The following is a 20,344-nucleotide window of genomic DNA, read 5'->3' on the forward strand; positions in this document are numbered from 1 at the left end:
ATTATGGGAAAAGTCTTGCTAACGAAGAGTGATCACATCGCCACCATCACACTGAACAGTCCCCCTGCCAATGCTCTTTCCACAGATGTTCTTACCGATTTGTCTGAAGCATTGGATCAGGTCGAACAAGACAAATCCATAAAAGCCGTTATCTTGCATGGTGAAGGTAGATTCTTTTCAGCAGGTGCTGATATTAAAGAATTTACCGGTCTTCAAAACGAGGATGATTATACAAAACTGGCGAGAAAGGGTCAACAGCTTTTTGACCGGATTGAACATTTTCACGTTCCTGTAATCGCTGCCATTCACAAGGCAGCCCTCGGCGGTGGTCTGGAGCTTGCCATGTCCTGTCATATCCGGATAATCACAGAAGATGCCAAATTAGGACTTCCTGAACTGACCCTTGGCATTATTCCAGGTTTTGCAGGTACCCAGCGGCTTCCACGCTATGTCGGCATACCAAGAGCCTATGAAATGATTCTGACAGGCGAACCGATTTCCGGTAAGGAAGCATTTCAGTATGGGCTGGCCAACAAAGTGGTTGCCCAGGATGATGAATTGCTAGATGAAGCGCGGAAACTGGCTGCGAAAATTGCCCAGAAAAGCGGTCCAACGATTCACGCGGTGATGAAACTCTTGCCGTATGCCCAAACCTCTCAATTTAAAGAAGGGGTTCATCAGGAAGCCATCGAATTTGGAAAAGTCTTCGGTACAGAAGATGCAAAAGAAGGGGTTCAGGCATTTATTGAAAAGCGAAAACCTAATTTCAAAGACCAATAGATTCAGGGAGGTTATGACATGAACATTTACGTATTAATGAAGAGAACATTTGACACAGAAGAAAAAATTGTGATCGAAAATGGACGTATCGAGGAAGAGGGCGCAGAATTCATCATTAATCCTTATGATGAATATGCCATTGAAGAAGCCATTCAACTTCGGGATGAGCATGGCGGTGAAGTGACGGTTGTCACGATTGGAAATGAAGAATCCGAAAAGCAACTGCGGACTGCTCTGGCTATGGGTGCGGATAAAGCCGTTCTGATCAATATAGAGGATGATCTGGAGGAAACCGATCAGATAACCACTACAAAAATTCTGGAAGCGTTTTTCGAGGATAAAGAATACGATCTGATTTTAGCCGGCAATGTTGCGATTGATAACGCAAGCGGTCAGGTAGGCCCGCGTCTGGCTGAACGTTTAGGTATACCATATGTCACCACAATTACCGACATTACCATTGACGGGGATACGGTTCATATTGAACGGGATGTTGAGGGTGATGTTGAAAAAGTGGACACATCCCTGCCGCTTCTCGTTACCTGTCAGCAAGGCTTAAACGAACCCCGTTATCCATCTCTGCCGGGGATTATGAAGGCAAAGAAAAAGCCGCTCGAGGAATTAGAGATTGACGATCTTGATTTAGACGAAGATGATGTAGAGCCGAAGACAAAAACCCTCGAAGTATTCCTGCCCCCTGAAAAAGAGGCTGGCCGGATTCTGGAAGGGGAAATGGATGATCAGGTTAAAGAACTCGTTTCATTATTGCGAAGCGAAGCAAAGGTACTATAATACGAACAGCAGAAGAAAGGGGAATCGATTCGAATGGGTAAAAAACTACTAGTCATTGGTGAAGTCCGTGATGGTGCGCTTCGTAACGTGTCTTTTGAAGCTGTTGCAGCTGCAAGAAAAATAAATGAAGATGGAGAAGTTGTTGCCGCATTGTTTGGTGAAGGAAATCTGGAACAGTTAGGAAACGAAATGATTTATTATGGAGCCGACCGGGCGGTGGTCGTTCAGCATGAAAATTTGAAAAACTATACTTCCGAGGGATATGCACAGGCTGCCATGGCTGTGATTGAAGATGAAAATCCTGAAGGCATCATCATGGGACATACCGCTCAGGGGAAAGACTTGACTCCGAAAATTGCGAGTAGACTTGAAAGCGGTTTAATTTCTGATGCTACAGATATTGAAGTTGACGGAGATGATGTTGTATTCACACGTCCGATATATTCCGGAAAAGCTTTTGAGAAAAAAGTGGTTACAGAAGGCTTGTTGTTTGCGACAATCCGTCCAAACAACATTGCTCCACTGGACCGTGACGACACCCGAAGTGGAGAAGTGGCTGTAAAAGATGTAGAAATCAAAGATCTTCGTACAGTGATTAAAGATATTATCCGTAAAACCACTGAAGGTGTAGATTTGTCCGAAGCAAAAGTCATCGTTGCCGGAGGACGGGGTGTGAAAAGCGCCGATGGGTTTAAGCCGCTTGAAGAACTGGCAGAAGTTCTTGGGGGTGCCGTAGGTGCATCTCGTGGTGCGTGTGATGCAGGATACTGTGATTATTCACTGCAAATCGGCCAAACCGGTAAAGTGGTTACACCAGATCTTTATATTGCCTGCGGAATCTCTGGTGCGATCCAGCATCTGGCAGGCATGTCCAATTCAAAAGTTATTGTCGCCATTAATAAAGATCCGGAAGCCAATATCTTTAATGTGGCAGACTACGGAATTGTCGGTGACCTATTCGAGGTTGTTCCGAAGCTGACTGAAGAAATTAAGAAATTGAAAGAAAACGCCTAATTGTCTCTCTAAAAGAGGCTGTACCAGAATAACTGGTTGCAGTCTCTTTTTCTTTGTCATGTAGGATGTACCAGACAGTAGAACCATTCAGGGGTGATTGGTTCATAGCCAGAGAATGATGAAAAATATATTTTTTGACAATAGTTGGCACACCTTTTATCATAAACATATGGGGGTATGTGAAAGGTTTGTTGATCCCTTTCGCATGATTTATCCCCGGTTGGGGAAAAGTAATGAAAACAAACTATTAGATACTTTTGTCCCGAAATGATATACTTAAACCATATTTGAATTAGCTGGAATAGGAGGAAAGATATAATGGCTATTGTAAATGTAACTGACCAGAACTTTAATCAGGAGACCTCTGAAGGACTAGTTCTTACAGATTTCTGGGCGCCATGGTGCGGACCCTGCAAAATGATTGCACCGGTTCTAGAAGAAATTAACAGTGAAATGGGCGATAAAGTAAAAATCGCAAAGCTCAATGTAGATGAAAACCCTGAAACTGCTCAAAAATTCGGTGTGATGAGCATCCCAACACTGCTTTTATTTAAAGACGGTGAAGTTGTGGACCAGGTTATCGGCTTTCAGCCAAAAGAAGCACTGGTTCAATTAATTAATAACCACGCGTAATAAATTAAAAAGGACAGCCGTTTATGGCTGTTCTTTCTTTTTGTATAATAAAGTTAAAGGTATTCACGCCGGGTGTTAGGATTAAAGCAGATGTTTTCGTTCATTAGGAGAGTGGCCTGTTATGAACAAAAAAATACGTGATAAGTTGGCCATCCTGCCTGACCAGCCAGGATGCTATCTGATGAAAAATAAACATGGTGAAGTGATCTATGTCGGTAAATCGAAAGTACTGAAAAACCGGATAAGATCCTATTTTACCGGGGCCCATGACGGGAAAACTCAGCGGCTCGTTCAGGAAATTGATGACCTGGAGTATATTGTGACCTCATCAGAAATTGAAGCACTTATACTGGAAATGAATTTAATCAAAAAGCATGATCCGAAATATAACGTTCTTTTAAAGGATGACAAAAGCTATCCGTATATAAAGATCACGAGCGAAGCCCATCCCCGTCTTATTGTTACTCGTAAAGTAAAAAAAGATAAGGGAAAGTATTTTGGCCCTTATCCGAATGTCTATGCTGCCCGTGAGACAAAAAAACTGCTGGATCGCCTTTATCCCCTTCGCAAATGTAATCAAATGCCTGACCGGATTTGTCTGTATTACCATTTAAATCAGTGTCTCGGGCCCTGCGAATTTCAGGTGCCCCAGGAGCAAAATCAAGAAATCGTTCGGAAAATTACAAAGTTTTTAAGCGGTGGCCATAAGGAAATCAAAAAGGATCTGGAAAAAAAGATGTATGAAGCATCCGAACGGCTCGAATTTGAACGGGCAAAGGAATACCGTGATCTCATCCAGCATATTGAGTCCGTAATGGAACAGCAAAAAATGACCCTGAATGATCATGTCAATCGGGATTTGTTTGGTTACGCTTTTGATAAAGGATGGATGTGCATTCAAGTGTTTTTTATCCGTCAGGGAAAACTGATTGAAAGGGATGTGGCCATCTTTCCGTTCTTCGATGATCCAGAAGAAACATTTATCAGCTATATCGGGCGTTTTTACTTGCATCAGAACCATCCAAAGCCTAAGGAAATATTAGTTCCCCTCGGAACCGATCATGAACTGTTGAAGGAATTGCTGAATATTGACGTGAAAATTCCGATGCGCGGCCGTAAAAAAGAACTGGTTGAACTGGCGATGAAAAATGCAGAGATTGCACTTAGCGAAAAATTTTCTTTAATTGAGCAGGATGAGGCCCGTACCATCAAAGCAGTAGAAAAGCTTGGGGATGCGCTGAATATTGAAACCCCTCATCGCATTGAAGCTTTTGATAATTCGAATATTCAGGGAACAGACCCAGTTTCAGCAATGGTTGTTTTCATCGATGGCCGTCCTCATAAAAAAGAGTATCGGAAATATAAAATTAAACATGTGGATGGCCCGGATGATTATGAAACGATGAGAGAAGTGATCAGAAGAAGATACACAAGGGTGCTCAAAGAGAGACTGCCCCTACCTGAATTGATTTTGATAGATGGGGGAAAGGGTCAGATGAATGCAGCTAAGGATGTACTTGAAAATGAACTTGGACTGGATATCCCCGTTTCTGGTCTTGTCAAAGATGACAGACATCGGACGAGCGAACTTCTTTATGGGGACCCACCGGAAGTCGTTCCCCTGAAGCGGAACTCTCATGAATTTTATTTAATCCAGCGTATTCAGGATGAAGTTCACCGGTTTGCGGTTAGTTTTCATCGCAACCTGAGAAATAAAAGCGCATTTCAGTCACAGCTTGATGCCATAAAAGGGGTGGGTAAAAAAAGACGAAATCAAATTTTGCGGCATTTTCGCTCCATCGATAGGATCAAACAGGCGAGTGTTGAAGATTTTAGGAATATCGGCATTCCGGAACCGACTGCTAAAGAAATTGTCCAGTATTTTAAATCCAGATCTTCTGAGGAGGAACCTCAAACCGAAACATAATCCCTTATATTCAAACGTGCCTATTTAGAACAAATCCCTGCGGCCGACCGCAGGGATGACTAATGGATATATGGGATGTTAACAGGCGGCGTAAAACACTATCAAGCCTTTCCGCTTGTTTTCTTTATAGGTGCATTCCCAGTCATCTCCTGTCATCTGTTTGAGCTGTTCAGCAATATATCCCGCTTCCAGCTTATAAAGATAGGGTGTTTCATAGGAAAAGCGTGCCTGAACCAATGGGGACTTTAATTCAAAAATGCGGGATTTTTTCTTTTCCTTCGTCATGATGAGATTTCCCCAGCCAATACTTGAAACAAACTCGAACATTTCTTCCATTGATTTGCATGGGTACATTCTGGCCAGGTTTTTCCCCATATAGTACTGAATCATTTCACTTTCTTTCCCCAGCAGATCGTCGAGCAGTTTTGTCCTCAATATTTCATGTGCAAGAGCTGGAGTTTTTAAATTTACGGCTTCTCCCAATCCCTTCAGTTGTTTTTCCATCGAACGTTCTCCCTTTCATCACACATTTGTACTCGCATGCTGTTTCTTCAAAAAATATAATAATGTTTATTATACATGCTTCATCAATATTTGCTAATAATAAAATGTATAGAAATAGATAGGAATCCTGCAAGAAAAACGTTTTCTTTTCACTGGAGTGACCGATTTGCTAAAACCAGGTGGGGTTCTGCGTTTTTAGATGAAGATCAGGCTTTTTTTGAACATTTTATGAATGTCATTTCTTGACGCTGTCATACGATAGAAGTACAATATTACATGGCATGCAAAGTTCAGATGGTAAAGGCGAGAAGGAATTTTTTGGTTTAAAATCGCTTATTTTTTTATTTTTTTCTTCAAATTTCTTCATTAGGTTAAATGAATATGAGGGGGGTAAAACATGTCAGACAATCGTGAATATTTCTATCGACGACTGCATTCTCTGTTAGGTGTCATTCCAGTGGGAATTTTCCTTGTACAACATTTAATTGTCAATAATTTTGCCCGTTATGGTGCTGAATCTTTCAACCGGGCGGCTGCATTTATGGAAAATCTGCCGTTCCGCTATTTTCTTGAAGTTTTTGTCATTTTCCTTCCGCTGTTGTTCCATGCCATCTATGGAGTGTATATTGCGTTTACTGCAAAGAACAATGTATCGAGATTCGGATTTTTCCGCAACTGGATGTTCTATTTGCAGCGAATTACAGGTATTATTACATTAATTTTTGTTGTATGGCATGCGTGGGAGACGAGGTTTGCTACAGCCATTAATGGCACTGAAGTAAACTTTGCCTTGATGCAAGGAATACTTGAAAATCCATTTATGCTTGGATTCTACATAGTCGGGGTTGTATCAGCCGTTTTCCACTTTGCGAATGGTTTGTGGTCATTTGCAGTTAGCTGGGGCATTACCGTAACACCTAGATCGCAGGTTGTATTTACTTATATTTCGCTATTTATTTTTGTAGCGTTGTCTTATATCAGTATTTCTACGCTGTTTGCGTTTATTACAACTCAGGGTTAAGCAGAATCGAATGAATACATTAATTATTTGAATTTAAGGGAGTGACAACTTGACATGGATAAACGAAATGTAGTTGTCGTAGGCGGAGGCCTTGCCGGACTTATGGCAACGATTAAAGTAGCTGAAGCAGGTGTTCACGTTGATTTGTTATCACTAGTACCTGTTAAACGCTCCCACTCTGTGTGTGCTCAAGGTGGAATTAACGGTGCGGTAGATACAAAAGGGGAAGGAGACTCACCATGGGAGCACTTTGATGATACCGTGTATGGAGGGGACTTCCTTGCCAATCAGCCACCGGTTTTGAAAATGTGTGAAGCAGCTCCTGGCATTATTCACATGCTTGACCGTATGGGAGTGATGTTTAACCGTACCCCAGAAGGTCTCTTAGATTTCCGCCGTTTTGGTGGCACACAGCATCACAGAACAGCTTATGCAGGTGCAACAACAGGACAGCAGCTCTTATATGCTCTTGACGAACAGGTGCGTCGTCATGAAGTTAATGGTTATGTTACAAAATATGAAGGCTGGGAATTTTTATCCGCTGTTATTGATGAAGAAGGCAAAAGCCGCGGTGTGGTTGCCCAGAACTTAACGACTCATGAAATAAAGGTTTTTAAAGCAGATGCGGTTATTGTGGCTACTGGCGGACCTGGAATTATTTTTGGTAAATCTACAAACTCTGTGATTAATACTGGTTCCGCAGCATCTTCTCTTTATCAGCAGGGTGCCATTTATGCCAATGGTGAATTTATTCAGATTCACCCAACCGCAATCCCGGGTGACGACAAACTTCGCCTGATGAGTGAGTCAGCTCGTGGAGAAGGCGGACGTGTATGGACATATAAAGACGGTAAGCCATGGTACTTTCTTGAAGAGAAATATCCAGCTTATGGTAATCTGGTTCCGCGTGATATTGCAACACGGGAAATTTTTGATGTATGCGTAAACCAGAAACTGGGCATTAACGGTGAAAATATGGTTTATCTGGATCTGTCCCATAAAGATCCGAAAGAACTCGATATTAAGCTTGGCGGAATAATTGAAATTTATGAGAAGTTTATGGGTGATGATCCGCGTAAAGTACCGATGAAAATCTTCCCTGCCGTCCACTACTCAATGGGTGGATTATGGGTTGATTATGATCAGATGACCAATATTCCAGGCATTTTTGCTGCCGGAGAGGTTGACTACACGATTCACGGAGCCAACCGTCTTGGTGCGAACTCGCTTCTATCCTGTATTTATGGTGGTATGGTTGCCGGTCCGAATGCGGTTAAGTACATTGAAGGACTGGATAAGTCGGCTGAAGATGTATCGTCCCAGCTATTTGATGATGAACTGAAGAAGCAGCAAGAAAAATTTGAAAATATCATGAACATGGATGGAAACGAAAACGCTTATCAGCTTCATAAAGAGCTCGGTGAGTGGATGACAGATAATGTGACAGTTGTTCGCGAAAATGCTAAACTATTAAAGACGGATGAAAAAATCCAGGAGCTCATGGAGCGCTGGGAAAACATCAATATCAACGACACAGCGCGCTGGAGCAACCAGGGTGTCATGTTTACCCGTCAGCTGTATAATATGCTGCAGCTTGCACGTGTGATTACCATTGGTGCTTATAACCGTAATGAAAGCCGCGGTGCTCATTACAAGCCTGAATTCCCGGACCGTAACGATGAAGAATGGCTGAAAACAACCATGGCTAAATATGATGCAGAGAAAAATAGCCCATCATTGTACTATGAAGATGTAGATGTATCCCTGATCAAGCCGCGGAAGAGGGACTACACGAAGAAGAAGGGGGAACAATAAATGAGCGAAGGCAAAACAGTGACGCTCATTATTAAGCGTCAGGATGGCCCCGATTCTACATCGTATACGGAAGAATTTAACATTCCGTATCGAGAAAACATGAACGTGATTTCTGCCTTGATGGAGATTCGCAGAAATCCAGTCAATGCTAAAGGAGAAAAGACAACTCCAGTATACTGGGAAATGGGATGTCTGGAAGAGGTTTGTGGAGCCTGTTCCATGAATATTAATGGAAAACCCCGTCAGGCATGTACGGCTCTGATTGATCAGCTGGAACAGCCGATCCGCCTTGAACCGATGTCCACCTTCCCGGTTGTACGCGACCTGGCAGTGGATCGTTCGAGAATGTTTGATTCATTGAAACGGGTAAAGGCCTGGATTCCGATTGACGGTACCTATGATCTTGGACCCGGACCTCGTATGCCTGAAACGAAACGTCAGTGGGCATACGAGCTATCGAAATGTATGACATGCGGGGTTTGCCTGGAAGCATGTCCGAATGTCAATAGCAAATCTAATTTTATTGGTCCGGCTCCATTATCACAAGTTCGTTTGTTTAATGCACACCCAACAGGTGCCTACCATAAAAAAGAACGAATGGAAACCATTATGGGTGATGGAGGTCTGGCAAACTGCGGGAACTCTCAGAACTGTGTTCAGTCCTGTCCGAAAGGTATTCCGCTTACAACCTCTATCGCTGCACTGAATCGTGAAGCAACCGTTCAATCATTTAAGAGCTTTTTTGGAAGTGACTATAACGTATAATTTGATATCATAATGGCTTATAAACCTTGTCGCATTTCGCGGCAAGGTTTTTACTGAAACATGCATGTCTTAATATTCGATCTTTTCTGTATGTTGATAGGGGGAAAAGTTGTGGGCAGAGTAAATTATATTGATGATCTGGAAAAGTGGAAAAAGGAATTTGAATTTTATACAACCATTAATGTACGCTTTTCTGAAACAGATATGTTCGGACATGTCAATAATGTTTCTCCTTTTATTTATTTCGAACAGGCCCGCATAGAATTCTTTGATGCCATTCAATTGTTTGGTCCACTGGATGGCCAGCAGGATAAAGTTCCAGTTGTAGCGGATTTGCAATGTGATTTTCACCGGCAAATGTACTTCGGTGACGAGTTAAAGGTTTATGTGAAAGCTAATGAAATAGGCCAAAGCTCTATAGATATCCATTATATGTGCATGAACCAGAGGGGTGAATTATGTCTGACTGGCCGGGGAAGAATTGTGCAGATTAATCCGAAAACAGGGCGTCCAGTACCATTTACCGAAGAACAAAGGGAGCAACTGAATAATGCCAAAACAAAGGCATTGAAATAATTCTTCTGTGAAAAAGGATGGCCCCGGTCATCCTTTTTACTTTAGAAAGTCAAAGTGATATTTCCCCGGAAATAGAAAAGGAGGAGGAGAGGATGAAATATTTCCAATTTATACTGGTTGTGCTGCTTTTTCTCACAGCATGTCATGTTGAAAGTTCCACTGAAAACAAGGAAAAAGAATCTCAGTCAATCCCTCCTGTTAGTCAGCAGCTCTTGCCTGAAAGCTGGGATATCAGTCCAAGTTTTAAATTGAACGGGGAGACGGTCATCGGGAAACGGGATACATTAGCCCTGTCATATGATGAGTCTTTTTCTTCCCGTGAAGTGATAAAGGCAAACTGGTATTTCTGGGGAGAGAAACCCACATGGAAGGACAAATCCGTATCAGTCATTGGAGTTCACAGGGAAACCCATTCGATCGAGAAAGTATTGACTGATCAAACGGGACATTTTTCATGGGTAAACTCTGTTGATCTTTCCTCTTCGCAATTATCAGATGCTACGGTAACTTCATATATGGAATTTTCCAAATCGGGACGATGGTGTTTGAATGTATACATCGGAAATGAACATGTTGGGCAGATCGTAATTGAAGTCGAATAGCCTGCTCCTGATGAGCTGGCAAGAAAACGACCCATTTTTGAACTGTCAGGGAACAGTAAAGATTTTTATGTCATACTATAAAGTGACTAAGCATTCCCCAAATCCTTGCAACTCTGAGGGAGCAAGGAGGGGTTACCTGTTGAAGGACAAAGATTATAAGCCGAAGCAAATACTCACAAAAAGGGAAAAAGAAGTATTTGAACTTCTCGTGCAGGATAAGACAACAAAGGAAATAGCAGAAGAATTGTACATTTCTGAAAAAACTGTCAGAAATCATATTTCCAATGCCATGCAAAAGTTGGGTGTAAAGGGGCGTTCACAAGCAGTGGTCGAACTCCTTCGCATGGGGGAGTTGAAACTTTAGATGGAGAGGCTGGCCCATGGATTACCCTGGGCATCAGCCTCATTTTTATGTCATCAGGAGGAACCCTTAGATATGCATTTTATGAGTATGGGTGGATATGCATGTCTTGCTCAGTGAGATTTTGGTGTTGATTGCTGGTGCGTTGTGAACATAAGGGCATTTGCCTTATCATCCGTAAATAACGGTCATATCCCTGATGAAATACTAACATCATTATGAATCAATCAAGGAATTTTTCGGCTTCTTTTGTCATTATATCTTGAATTTCTGTCAAAAAAACATAAGAATAAGAGTATGAAGTTAATCATTAGGAGGTCTCTGACCGTGGAACATGTTGATGTAGCAACAATTGGAGAAATTGAGAAAAAACTGCGATACATATCTCACATCGTCAAACAAAAGGGTCGGGAAATTTTAAACCATTATCCTATCACACCGCCACAATTTGTTGCATTACAATGGTTAATGGAAGAGGGAGATTTAACAATCGGTGACCTTTCCAAAAAGATGCATCTGGCATTTAGTACAACGACTGACTTAATTGATCGGATGGAAAAAACCGAACTGGTTGAGCGGGTTCGCGATGAAAAGGACCGGCGGGTGGTTCGGATTCATCTGCTGGAAAAGGGAAAGAACATTATTCATGAAGTGATTGAAAAAAGACAGGAATATCTTTATGATGTTCTCAAAAATTTTTCAGAGGAAGAAGTTTTGACACTGAAGGGATCACTGGATCATCTCTACTCAGAGATGGAAATGATTCGAAATGGAGAGAAAAAATAGATAGAAAGGCGAGACATTCGTGGAACAGCCAATAGGTGTTATTGACTCAGGCGTAGGTGGATTAACAGTTGCGAAGGAATTGATGCGGCAGCTGCCGAAAGAAGAATTTATTTATCTCGGTGACACATTAAGATGTCCGTATGGATCAAGAACTAAGGATGAAGTAAGACGATTTACCTGGCAAATGGTAAATTTTTTGGGTCAGTATGATATCAAAATGCTGGTAGTTGCCTGTAATACGGCAACAGCTTTTGTATTGCCGGAACTAAAGGCACATTTAAATATCCCGGTAGTCGGAGTCATCCAGCCCGGGGCAAGGGCTGCCATTAAAACATCCAGAAACCGTAAAATTGGTGTAATTGGAACAGAGGGTACCATTAGCAGTAAAGCCTATCCAAATGTGCTAAAAGACATTCATTCTGAAATAGAGGTTTACAGCCTGGCCTGCCCCCGATTAGTGCCTATGGTGGAACAGGGAATTCTATCAGGGCCAGAAGCGGAACATATTGTGGATGAGTCCCTCAAACCTTTGCAGCACATTGACGAGATGGATACATTAATACTGGGGTGCACCCACTACCCTTTACTCAAACCAGTGATACAAAAAGTGCTTGGTAATCAAGTGACGATTATTTCTTCAGGAGAAGAAACGGCCAGAGAAGTAAGTACGATTTTAGCCTATGGTAATTTGCTTTTTCATGGAGAGCGAAAACCAAATCACAAACTGTTTACAACAGGAAATCTTGCCCTTTTTCAGCATATCGCCAATAACTGGTTTGGTTACAAAATCCCACATATAAAGAGTATACGGTTATAATGGAGCGCCAGTCCAGAGTACGGACTGGCGTTTCACTGGTTTATCCGATTTCAGTTTTTCCGGATGAACGTAAAGAGAAACTTCAGTCCAGAATGCTGACTTCCATTTATGAATCTTTCTTTTCTCCCAAAAAAACAGGATTTTTCTATTGAAAATAAGGTCTATTTTTTTATATAGCTCGTATAAATAGTAGTACAAACCACCATGGGAGGGAAAGGCATGCAAAAGCGCTTGAAATGGATGATTCCAGGCATTCTGTCAGTTTCTATGATTCTGAATGGCTGTATGTTCGAAGGAGAACAATCACTGGAAGAAATGGATCCACCACCAGAGGATGTAGAAATGATTGATGATTTAGAAAACACGGAAGATCAGACGGACGAACAGGGGGATCGTACATCAGAGCCTGTATCAAATACCACGGAGCGCACATTATACTTAATAGATCAAAATGGGTTTGTGGTTCCGCAGATTTTGCAGCTACCTGCAGCCGAATCAAAAGAAGTAGCGAGACAGTCACTTGAATATTTAGTCATTGGCGGACCTGTTTCAAACCTTTTGCCAAATGGCTTTCAGGCTGTTCTTCCTGCTGGAACCGAGGTCAATGGTCTGAATCTACAGGAAGATGGAACATTAATTGTTGATGTCTCCGAAGAATTTACCAATTATCGACCAGAGGATGAATTAAAAATTTTACAGGCTATGACCTTCACTCTCACTCAATTTGATTCCATTGAGCGGATAAAACTTCGCATAAATGGAAAGGATCAGGAAGTGATGCCCGTTAATGGCACGCCGATTTCTGAAGGGTTTTCAAGAGATCAGGGTATAAACGTATTTGCGGGTGATGTTTATGATCTGCTCGATAGTAAAGCTGTTACGCTTTACTATCCAGCCCAGCACGATAACGAGTACTATTACGTTCCCGTGACGATACCGATTCAGACAAAGGAAAACGACATGTATGAAGCCGTGGTACAAGCATTGATGGATGGTCCGTCAGCTGAACTTCCATTATTAAATGTCTTCAGGGAGAATGTACAGCTCACGGAAGATCCTGAATTTACAGACGGTATTTTGACATTAACGTTTAATGAATCCATTTTTAGCCAGCCGGAAAATCAAGTGATTTCTGATGAAGTCATGACTTCCCTTGTTCTTTCTTTAACGGAACTGCCGGGAATCGAAGCAGTCCAGGTACAAGTTGAAGGACATGAACAGGTTTTTCAGGAAAGTGGGGAAGAGCTGTCAGAACCTGTAACCCGAGAAAAAATGCAACAGATTGGTAGTATTTAATCGGCCATGTGTTTATAATAAGACTGTCCATAAAGTGGGGCTGACCAGCAGCCTCATTTTATTTTTGCTAGTTGATTTTATGGTTTTTGTGAAATTTATGTTACTATGATTGTTGGATACCGCAGAAGGAGGACGTGGAGATGAGAGTAGACGGCAGACAGTATGATCAACTGAGACACATACATATGGAAACGGACTACATCAAACATCCAGAAGGCTCGGTACTCATTACAGTAGGAGATACCAAAGTGATCTGTAATGCAAGTGTCGAAGATCGGGTTCCACCATTCATGAGGGGAGAAGGCAAAGGCTGGGTAACCGCCGAATATGCCATGCTCCCGCGTGCAACGGAACAGCGGAATATCCGGGAATCTTCAAAGGGAAAAATTTCGGGTAGAACCATGGAAATTCAGCGTTTAATTGGGCGTTCTCTCCGTGCAGTTGTGGATCTCGAAAAAATCGGTGAGCGAACCGTCTGGGTGGACTGTGATGTCATTCAGGCAGACGGCGGGACACGCACAGCGTCTATTACCGGAGCATTTGTCGCCATGACTCTTGCCTTTGGTAATTTAATCTGTGAAGAAGTAATTCAGGAAATGCCCATTACCAATTATCTGGCAGCGATTTCCGTCGGTGTCCTGCCTGATGGAAAAGAAATTTTAGATTTGTGTTATGAAGAAGATTCCGAAGCAAATGTGGATATGAATATTGTCATGACAGGCGAGGGGGAATATGTGGAATTGCAGGGTACGGGGGAAGAAGCGACCTTTACGCCTGACCAGTTAAAGAACATGCTGATCCTTGCCGAAAAGGGACTAAAAGATATATTCCAGATTCAGCGGGAAGCAATCGGTGAAGAATGGCATGAACTGATTCAAAAGAATATCGAACAGGCCAATCACGAAGAAAATGGAGAGGGAGAACATGAAGAAGATCATTCTGGCGACGAAGAATAACGGAAAAGCAAAGGAGTTTAAAGAAATTTTTGGATCTATTGGGATTGAGATTGTAACCCTGCTTGATCTCGAGGAGGATATCCCAGAAATCGAAGAAACAGGGGAAACATTTGAAGAAAATGCCGCCATTAAAGCCGAAACGATAGCGGATCGTTTTCAAATGCCAGTCATGGGAGATGACTCGGGCCTTGAAATTGATGCGCTGGATGGAAAGCCTGGTGTCTATTCGGCCCGTTATGCAGGACTTGAAAAAAGCGACCAAAAAAATATGGAAAAAGTGCTGAGTGAGCTGGATGGAGTGGAACAGGATGAGCGCACTGCCCGTTTTGTCTGTGTGCTTGCTCTTGCCGTTCCGGGAAAAGAGACGGTTCTGAAACGGGGAAGATGTGAAGGGCGAATTGGTTTTGAACCAATCGGTGATAAAGGGTTTGGCTATGATCCGATTTTTTATCCGGATGGGTATGACCAGACGATGGCTCAGCTGGAACCGGAGGAGAAAAACCGGATCAGTCACCGAAGAGATGCCATCAATCAAATGATGGACTGGCTAAAAGAAAATCCACTGGCGGAGTGATGATAGATGAAGACGGTCATGATAGTCAGTGACAGTCATGGATTGAAAGATGAGCTGGCGATGATTAAAAAGAGACATCAGGGGGAAGCGGATGCCTTCATCCATTGTGGAGATTCAGAGCTCGATTACGAATCTGAATGGATGGAAGGATTTCGAAGGGTGCGGGGCAACTGTGACTTTGACACAAACTATCCGAATGAGGTAGACTTTCTATTGGACAATGTGAAGTTTTATGTGACCCACGGACATCTGTACCGGGTAAAATCAACACTCATGCCTTTAAGTTACCGGGCAGAAGAAGTGGGAGCGGACATCGTATGCTTTGGCCATTCTCACTTTGCGACAGCGGAAAAAGTGGGGAATACGTTATTGATTAATCCAGGAAGCATTAATCAGCCTCGTGGAAGACTTGAAAAAACCTATGCGAAACTGACATGGGAAGACAACAGCCATTTTCATGTGCAGTTTTTAGATCTTGAGGGAAATGAAGTTCCTGAATTAACTAAATCATTTGTTTTTGGGCAGGATTAAAAGTCCTGCCTGAAAACAAAAATTGGTGGTTGACAGTTGCTTATTATGTTCTTATAATAATACTTGTCGATTGGAAAATGCGGGTGTAGTTTAGTGGTAAAACCTCAGCCTTCCAAGCTGATGTCGTGGGTTCGATTCCCATCACCCGCTCCATTTCATATCATGTCCCAGTAGCTCAGCTACGAGCAAAACATCTGCCGAATTGACTGCGAGTTGTTCCGACGCATCATGCATCAATGGATTAGCTTGCAGAGGAAGGAACAGGATAGAGCACGTCCGAATTTGCTTCACTGAATGAACTTCAGCGTACCAATCGAGCTGCTTCTTGAATAGACATACTGAGATGGGGACGACGGAGTGTAAACCTAAACAAAAAACTATGCTGTATATAACATTATATATCATGTCCCAGTAGCTCAGCTGGATAGAGCAACGGCCTTCTAAGCCGTCGGTCGGGAGTTCGAATCTCTCCTGGGACGCTCCTTTTATTAAAAATACCGTTATGTCACGTGATTCGAACGTTCGCCCAGACGCAGAGATTGCGCAGATATAGCCGAAATAACTCCGAAATCGCGTGAAAATAGCGGTACACATCGGACAAAGACGTCTCCTTACGTGTGATAGCGAAAGGAGGCGTTTTCTATTGGCTCAAAATTTATCGTGAAAAGACGACCGACGTACAACCGTTCAGTCCAATGGTCTAGCGATGACCGACGTTCGAAATATGACGGAACAAAAAATGCGATTCAAGAAGCGTTTAAGCGAAAGAAGTGGAGGGCCTCAGATCGTGGATTGTCGCAGACTTCCAGGTAGGTTTAGCCATTTGAACCTAATCGAATTGTGAAACGAACTGCAGAAGGTGGGGAGTGTCGCACATTAGATCGTTACTAAGCAATTCTTCAACAATCCCACTCGTTAGCGGATTAATGGATTTATTCCGTTCCATTAACTACGAGGTCTGCTATTTCATAAGGTTTATGTTCTTTTACATAGATGTCTTCTGAGACCATCCAATTGTTTTCCCATATACCGCGAGCTTCCTCACCATCTCTTTTAAGCCCCCGTGAAAGCCTTATATCTCGTGGACAATCAACCCATATTTTATAATCGTATTTATTTGCTAATTCCTTACGAATGGAATAAATACCTTCAATAATGACCATTCCTCCAACGGGGACTGTATGCCATTCTGCTAAATCATCTATATCCCAATCGTACCGTTGATAACATCCCTCTTTGTTTTGACGGATAGGTTCAAGAACTTGTTTTAATAAACGTTTCCAATCAAAATCTGCCCCAATGGGTTTCTTTTCTGGTGGTGCTTTTATCAGTTGAGAAGAAGGTAAATAAAAATCATCCATATGAACCACAGTTACGTTTGAACATTCCGTCTTCAACTTATTTGCTAATGTTGTCTTGCCTGAACCTCCACATCCATCTATTCCGATTAACAAGGTTGATTGTTTTTTAGATATAGAATTGATGGAGCTAATCAATTGTTCAATGTTATTCACGTCACCTTGCTTCGCATTAAAATTCACTTTATCACCACTTTTAAGTTTGTTAAATATTAGTTCTGAATATTTTGTTAAACCTGTTTGTTGAAGTAAACTGCACGGTTAACTTAAGAACTTTTTTTACAATGTTTATACATATTTTAACATATTCTATCGGATTCAGAGCAATTATACCAATATGTAGATTGGGCTATATATAACGTATAAGGAAATTACCCCACCCTGCGTACGCCCCCTACAATTGTGTTTAGGCAATCGGTTTGTAATGGTAACAAAATTTCTTTGATTTTCTTTGACCTTTCACAATCGTTCATAAATTCACAATGAAAGCGGATACAATAAGTTAGATAAATCTAAATTATCTAAAAATTATTAAAAAAGTGGTTGACTCCCGCTCTAAATCGGCGTATGATAGTCCTCAAACAATACACGACATAAACGGATTAACGCGTTGAAGAGGACCAGTAATCACAGGTTCGGTATCTACAGAGAGCCGGGGCAGCTGGAAACCGGTGATACCACTGTGGATGAACTCCCCTCTGAGTGTCAGCCCGAACGTTTTTCATCAGTAGGGCTGGCCGGGTGTCAACGGGCACTCGTTATTAAAATGAACGTATCCATCCGGTATACGTTCATGAGGTGACGCTTGTAAGGGTGTCACAAAATAGGGTGGTACCGTGGAAAGTCAAACCTTTCCGCCCCTTGCAAGCCTTCGGGCTGTATAGGGGGCGGGGAGGTTTTTATTTTATTAAAGACAAAACAGGTGGATGGTGTCAGTCTATTGGCCTTTAATCCTTTATTACGTTTTTTTCTCAAGGAGGATTGTTGATGAAAACAAAAGTTAAGGAAGCGAGTGTTGAAAAGTCGACATCTGGCAAAATGAATGGAGCCATGATGCTGGTTGAAGCCCTGAAGGAAGAGAATGTAGAAGTCATTTTTGGGTATCCGGGAGGCGCTGTGCTTCCGATTTATGACAAGTTGTATGACGCGGGAATCAAACACATTTTAACCCGTCATGAACAGGGCGGGATCCATGCGGCAGAAGGCTATGCGCGAATTTCCGGTAAACCGGGTGTCTGTATCGTCACATCAGGTCCCGGCGCAACCAATGTCGTTACAGGTTTAACCGATGCCATGATGGATTCATTGCCTCTTGTCGTGTTTACCGGTCAGGTTGCATCGGGGGTTATCGGATCCGATGCTTTTCAGGAAGCGGATGTCATTGGAATCACCATGCCGATTACCAAGCACAGTTATCAGGTGCGAGATGTAAATGAGCTTCCAAAAATGATCAAGGAAGCTTTTCACATTGCCACAACCGGAAGACCAGGACCTGTATTAATTGATATCCCAAAGGATATTTCCAGTGCCAAAGGAATTTTTGATTACTCTAAAGAGGTCAATATCCCGAGCTATCAGCCGACGACAAAACCGAATCACCTGCAAATCCGTAAGCTGGTGGAGGCCGTCAGCCGTTCGGAAAAACCGGTCATCCTTGCAGGGGCAGGGGTGATTCATGCCAGGGCTAACGAAGAACTGAGAAAATATGTGGAACAGCAGCAGATTCCAGTTGTGCACACCCTGCTCGGGCTCGGAGGTATGCCGGGTGATCATGAGTTGTATTTTGGAATGGCTGGCATGCATGGATGCTACACTGCAAACATGGCTTTATATGAATGTGATTTATTAATCAGCATTGGTGCACGATTTGATGATCGGGTGACAGGGAACCTGAAACATTTTGCTCCAAAGGCAAAAGTCGCCCATATCGATATTGATCCGGCGGAGATCGGCAAAAATGTTCCAACAGAAATTCCCGTTGTTGGAGATGCAAGGGAAGCGTTACAAGCACTGATTGAAGAAAACGGAAAACAGGCGGATACATCCAGCTGGATCCATAAGCTAAACAGCTATCAGAAAGAATATCCGCTGACGTACAAGAAAGATTCGGACGTGGTGAAACCCCAGCGTTTCATCGAAATGATTCATGAGCAAACACGAGGAGATGCCATCATCACAACAGATGTTGGTCAACATCAGATGTGGGCAGCTCAGTATTATGGATTTAAAAAACCGAACCGCTGGGTTACTTCCGGAGGCCTCGGAACGATGGGATTTGGCCTTCCATCAGCGATTGGGGCTCAGCTGGCTGATGAAAAAGCAACTGTAGTAGCGATTCTGGGGGATGGCGGTTTTCAAATGACATCTCAGGAACTGACCGTTCTGGCCCAGTTTAATATTCCCGTAAAAGTTGTCGTGATGAATAACCATTCCCTCGGGATGGTAAGACAGTGGCAGGAAATTTTTTACGAAAAACGCTATTCCCACTCGTTAATTCCAGATCAGCCAGACCTGTTAAAGCTGGCAGATGCCTACGGAATTAAAGGATTCAAAGCTTCCAGTGAACAGGAGGCTGAAGCTGTGTTGAAAGAAGCGCTGGAATATGAAGGTCCCGTTCTGATCGACGTCAAGATTCCAACGGAGGAAAAGGTCTATCCAATGGTGCCTCCAGGAAAAGGAAATCATGAGATGGTAGGGGTGAAGCCTTAGCTATGAGACGGATCATTACGACTTTTGTCAACAATCGCTCCGGAGTTCTAAGCCGCATAACCGGTTTATTTTCCAGAAGGGGCTACAACATTGAAAGCATAACGGTGGGTCATACGGAAACACCGGAAGTTTCCAGAATGACCTTCGTGGTAGAAGTAGAGGATGAACGAAAGGCCGAACAGCTGATCAAGCAGCTGAACAAGCAGATTGATGTCATTAAGGTTCAGGATATAACGGATATGCCCATGGTCGCAAGGGAACTTGCCTTAATAAAAGTCATGAGTTCCCCTCAAAACCGATCGGAAATCACAGGGGTGATTGAACCGTTCAGGGCTTCGATCATAGATGTGAGCAAAGACAGCATTGTGGTACAGGTGACTGGAAAAACGGATAAGGTGGAAGCTTTAATTGACCTGTTAAGGCCATATGGGATTAAAGAAATCGCCCGAACAGGCACAACTGCTTTCACAAGGGGAACCAAACAGCTTAAACAAAGCAGACACAATTTGCTGATTAATCCGTAACAT

At 42.6% G+C, this 20,344-nt stretch carries 21 protein-coding genes, 2 tRNA genes and 1 other annotated feature; of the genes, 21 read left to right on the top strand and 2 right to left on the bottom strand.

What is annotated here, in order from left to right; translation table 11 throughout:
* Positions 1-3 precede the first annotated feature (3 nt).
* From EDD68_RS05335 to uvrC, 5 genes are all read left to right on the top strand, one after another.
* Complete coding sequence (locus tag EDD68_RS05335; RefSeq protein ID WP_132371216.1) at positions 4-780, top strand: enoyl-CoA hydratase; 777 nt, start codon at positions 4-6, stop codon at positions 778-780.
* Between the two features lie 18 nt (positions 781-798).
* Positions 799-1,572 (top strand): electron transfer flavoprotein subunit beta/FixA family protein, encoded by a 774-nt coding sequence (locus EDD68_RS05340; RefSeq protein WP_132371217.1) that lies wholly within the window; start codon positions 799-801, stop codon positions 1,570-1,572.
* A 33-nt stretch (positions 1,573-1,605) separates the two neighbouring features.
* Positions 1,606-2,586: an electron transfer flavoprotein subunit alpha/FixB family protein gene (locus EDD68_RS05345; protein ID WP_132371218.1), complete on the top strand. Its 981-nt coding sequence runs from the start codon at positions 1,606-1,608 to the stop codon at positions 2,584-2,586.
* A gap of 318 nt (positions 2,587-2,904) precedes the next feature.
* Positions 2,905-3,219: a thioredoxin gene (gene trxA / locus EDD68_RS05350; protein ID WP_132371219.1), complete on the top strand. Its 315-nt coding sequence runs from the start codon at positions 2,905-2,907 to the stop codon at positions 3,217-3,219.
* A 121-nt stretch (positions 3,220-3,340) separates the two neighbouring features.
* Positions 3,341-5,146, top strand: coding sequence for an excinuclease ABC subunit UvrC (gene uvrC, locus EDD68_RS05355; RefSeq protein WP_132371220.1), 1,806 nt, complete (start codon positions 3,341-3,343; stop codon positions 5,144-5,146).
* Positions 5,147-5,224: 78 nt separating this feature from the next.
* On the opposite strand, the gene EDD68_RS05360 is transcribed toward uvrC, so the two are convergent.
* The gene (locus EDD68_RS05360) at positions 5,225-5,650 is read right to left on the bottom strand and encodes a DUF2507 domain-containing protein (protein ID WP_132371221.1); all 426 of its coding nucleotides are present in this window, start codon (positions 5,648-5,650) and stop codon (positions 5,225-5,227) included.
* Positions 5,651-6,047: 397 nt separating this feature from the next.
* On the opposite strand from EDD68_RS05360, the gene EDD68_RS05365 reads away from it, so the two are divergent.
* The 14 genes from EDD68_RS05365 (at position 6,048) to EDD68_RS05430 (ending at position 16,229) form a co-directional block, all read left to right on the top strand.
* Entirely contained in the window at positions 6,048-6,671 is a 624-nt protein-coding gene (locus tag EDD68_RS05365) for a succinate dehydrogenase cytochrome b558 subunit (protein ID WP_132371222.1), read from the top strand.
* A 54-nt stretch (positions 6,672-6,725) separates the two neighbouring features.
* The gene (sdhA, locus tag EDD68_RS05370) at positions 6,726-8,486 is read left to right on the top strand and encodes a succinate dehydrogenase flavoprotein subunit (protein ID WP_132371223.1); all 1,761 of its coding nucleotides are present in this window, start codon (positions 6,726-6,728) and stop codon (positions 8,484-8,486) included.
* Complete coding sequence (sdhB, locus tag EDD68_RS05375; protein WP_132371224.1) at positions 8,487-9,251, top strand: succinate dehydrogenase iron-sulfur subunit; 765 nt, start codon at positions 8,487-8,489, stop codon at positions 9,249-9,251.
* 111 nt (positions 9,252-9,362) lie between these two features.
* Positions 9,363-9,827 carry an acyl-CoA thioesterase gene (locus EDD68_RS05380; protein WP_132371225.1) on the top strand — a complete coding sequence of 155 codons (465 nt, stop codon included), beginning with the start codon at positions 9,363-9,365 and terminating at the stop codon, positions 9,825-9,827.
* A gap of 92 nt (positions 9,828-9,919) precedes the next feature.
* Positions 9,920-10,429 (top strand): hypothetical protein, encoded by a 510-nt coding sequence (locus EDD68_RS05385; RefSeq protein ID WP_132371226.1) that lies wholly within the window; start codon positions 9,920-9,922, stop codon positions 10,427-10,429.
* A gap of 139 nt (positions 10,430-10,568) precedes the next feature.
* Positions 10,569-10,793, top strand: a complete 225-nt coding sequence (locus EDD68_RS05390; protein ID WP_132371227.1) for a helix-turn-helix domain-containing protein — start codon at positions 10,569-10,571, stop codon at positions 10,791-10,793.
* Positions 10,794-11,117: 324 nt separating this feature from the next.
* Positions 11,118-11,576 (top strand): MarR family winged helix-turn-helix transcriptional regulator, encoded by a 459-nt coding sequence (locus EDD68_RS05395; RefSeq protein WP_132371228.1) that lies wholly within the window; start codon positions 11,118-11,120, stop codon positions 11,574-11,576.
* 19 nt (positions 11,577-11,595) lie between these two features.
* Positions 11,596-12,393, top strand: a complete 798-nt coding sequence (racE, locus tag EDD68_RS05400) for a glutamate racemase (RefSeq protein WP_132371229.1) — start codon at positions 11,596-11,598, stop codon at positions 12,391-12,393.
* 219 nt (positions 12,394-12,612) lie between these two features.
* Positions 12,613-13,689 (top strand): GerMN domain-containing protein, encoded by a 1,077-nt coding sequence (locus EDD68_RS05405; protein ID WP_132371230.1) that lies wholly within the window; start codon positions 12,613-12,615, stop codon positions 13,687-13,689.
* 140 nt (positions 13,690-13,829) lie between these two features.
* Positions 13,830-14,645, top strand: a complete 816-nt coding sequence (rph, locus tag EDD68_RS05410; protein WP_132371231.1) for a ribonuclease PH — start codon at positions 13,830-13,832, stop codon at positions 14,643-14,645.
* Positions 14,614-15,219: an XTP/dITP diphosphatase gene (locus EDD68_RS05415; RefSeq protein WP_132371232.1), complete on the top strand. Its 606-nt coding sequence runs from the start codon at positions 14,614-14,616 to the stop codon at positions 15,217-15,219. Before rph ends, EDD68_RS05415 begins: the two co-directional genes overlap by 32 nt.
* A gap of 6 nt (positions 15,220-15,225) precedes the next feature.
* Positions 15,226-15,750, top strand: coding sequence for a metallophosphoesterase (locus tag EDD68_RS05420; RefSeq protein WP_132371233.1), 525 nt, complete (start codon positions 15,226-15,228; stop codon positions 15,748-15,750).
* A 79-nt stretch (positions 15,751-15,829) separates the two neighbouring features.
* Positions 15,830-15,903, top strand: a tRNA-Gly gene (locus EDD68_RS05425).
* Between the two features lie 252 nt (positions 15,904-16,155).
* Positions 16,156-16,229 (top strand) — tRNA-Arg (locus tag EDD68_RS05430).
* Positions 16,230-16,682: 453 nt separating this feature from the next.
* Here EDD68_RS05430 and EDD68_RS05435 read toward each other — a convergent pair.
* Positions 16,683-17,255, bottom strand: coding sequence for a uridine kinase family protein (locus EDD68_RS05435; RefSeq protein WP_243646761.1), 573 nt, complete (start codon positions 17,253-17,255; stop codon positions 16,683-16,685).
* Between the two features lie 454 nt (positions 17,256-17,709).
* Positions 17,710-17,973: a binding site (T-box leader), on the top strand.
* 122 nt (positions 17,974-18,095) lie between these two features.
* Between EDD68_RS05435 and ilvB the strand changes: the two genes are divergently transcribed.
* Both ilvB and ilvN read left to right on the top strand, forming a co-directional pair.
* Positions 18,096-19,817 (top strand): acetolactate synthase large subunit, encoded by a 1,722-nt coding sequence (ilvB, locus tag EDD68_RS05445; RefSeq protein ID WP_207902540.1) that lies wholly within the window; start codon positions 18,096-18,098, stop codon positions 19,815-19,817.
* 2 nt (positions 19,818-19,819) lie between these two features.
* Entirely contained in the window at positions 19,820-20,341 is a 522-nt protein-coding gene (ilvN, locus tag EDD68_RS05450; protein WP_132371237.1) for an acetolactate synthase small subunit, read from the top strand.
* The last annotated feature ends 3 nt before the right edge of the window (positions 20,342-20,344 follow it).

Origin of the sequence: Melghiribacillus thermohalophilus (genome assembly GCF_004342905.1) — a bacterium.
GTDB lineage: Bacteria > Bacillota > Bacilli > Bacillales > Alkalibacillaceae > Melghiribacillus > Melghiribacillus thermohalophilus.

Coding starts and splice junctions, on each gene's coding strand:
- EDD68_RS05420 (WP_132371233.1), top strand. CDS start 15,226: ATGAAGACGGTCATGATAGTCAGTGACAGTCATGGATTGAAAGATGAG.
- uvrC (WP_132371220.1), top strand. CDS start 3,341: ATGAACAAAAAAATACGTGATAAGTTGGCCATCCTGCCTGACCAGCCA.
- EDD68_RS05335 (WP_132371216.1), top strand. CDS start 4: ATGGGAAAAGTCTTGCTAACGAAGAGTGATCACATCGCCACCATCACA.
- EDD68_RS05360 (WP_132371221.1), bottom strand. CDS start 5,650: ATGGAAAAACAACTGAAGGGATTGGGAGAAGCCGTAAATTTAAAAACT.
- sdhB (WP_132371224.1), top strand. CDS start 8,487: ATGAGCGAAGGCAAAACAGTGACGCTCATTATTAAGCGTCAGGATGGC.
- EDD68_RS05345 (WP_132371218.1), top strand. CDS start 1,606: ATGGGTAAAAAACTACTAGTCATTGGTGAAGTCCGTGATGGTGCGCTT.
- trxA (WP_132371219.1), top strand. CDS start 2,905: ATGGCTATTGTAAATGTAACTGACCAGAACTTTAATCAGGAGACCTCT.
- EDD68_RS05405 (WP_132371230.1), top strand. CDS start 12,613: ATGCAAAAGCGCTTGAAATGGATGATTCCAGGCATTCTGTCAGTTTCT.
- EDD68_RS05385 (WP_132371226.1), top strand. CDS start 9,920: ATGAAATATTTCCAATTTATACTGGTTGTGCTGCTTTTTCTCACAGCA.
- ilvN (WP_132371237.1), top strand. CDS start 19,820: ATGAGACGGATCATTACGACTTTTGTCAACAATCGCTCCGGAGTTCTA.
- EDD68_RS05415 (WP_132371232.1), top strand. CDS start 14,614: ATGAAGAAGATCATTCTGGCGACGAAGAATAACGGAAAAGCAAAGGAG.
- EDD68_RS05340 (WP_132371217.1), top strand. CDS start 799: ATGAACATTTACGTATTAATGAAGAGAACATTTGACACAGAAGAAAAA.
- rph (WP_132371231.1), top strand. CDS start 13,830: ATGAGAGTAGACGGCAGACAGTATGATCAACTGAGACACATACATATG.
- EDD68_RS05365 (WP_132371222.1), top strand. CDS start 6,048: ATGTCAGACAATCGTGAATATTTCTATCGACGACTGCATTCTCTGTTA.
- ilvB (WP_207902540.1), top strand. CDS start 18,096: ATGAAAACAAAAGTTAAGGAAGCGAGTGTTGAAAAGTCGACATCTGGC.
- sdhA (WP_132371223.1), top strand. CDS start 6,726: ATGGATAAACGAAATGTAGTTGTCGTAGGCGGAGGCCTTGCCGGACTT.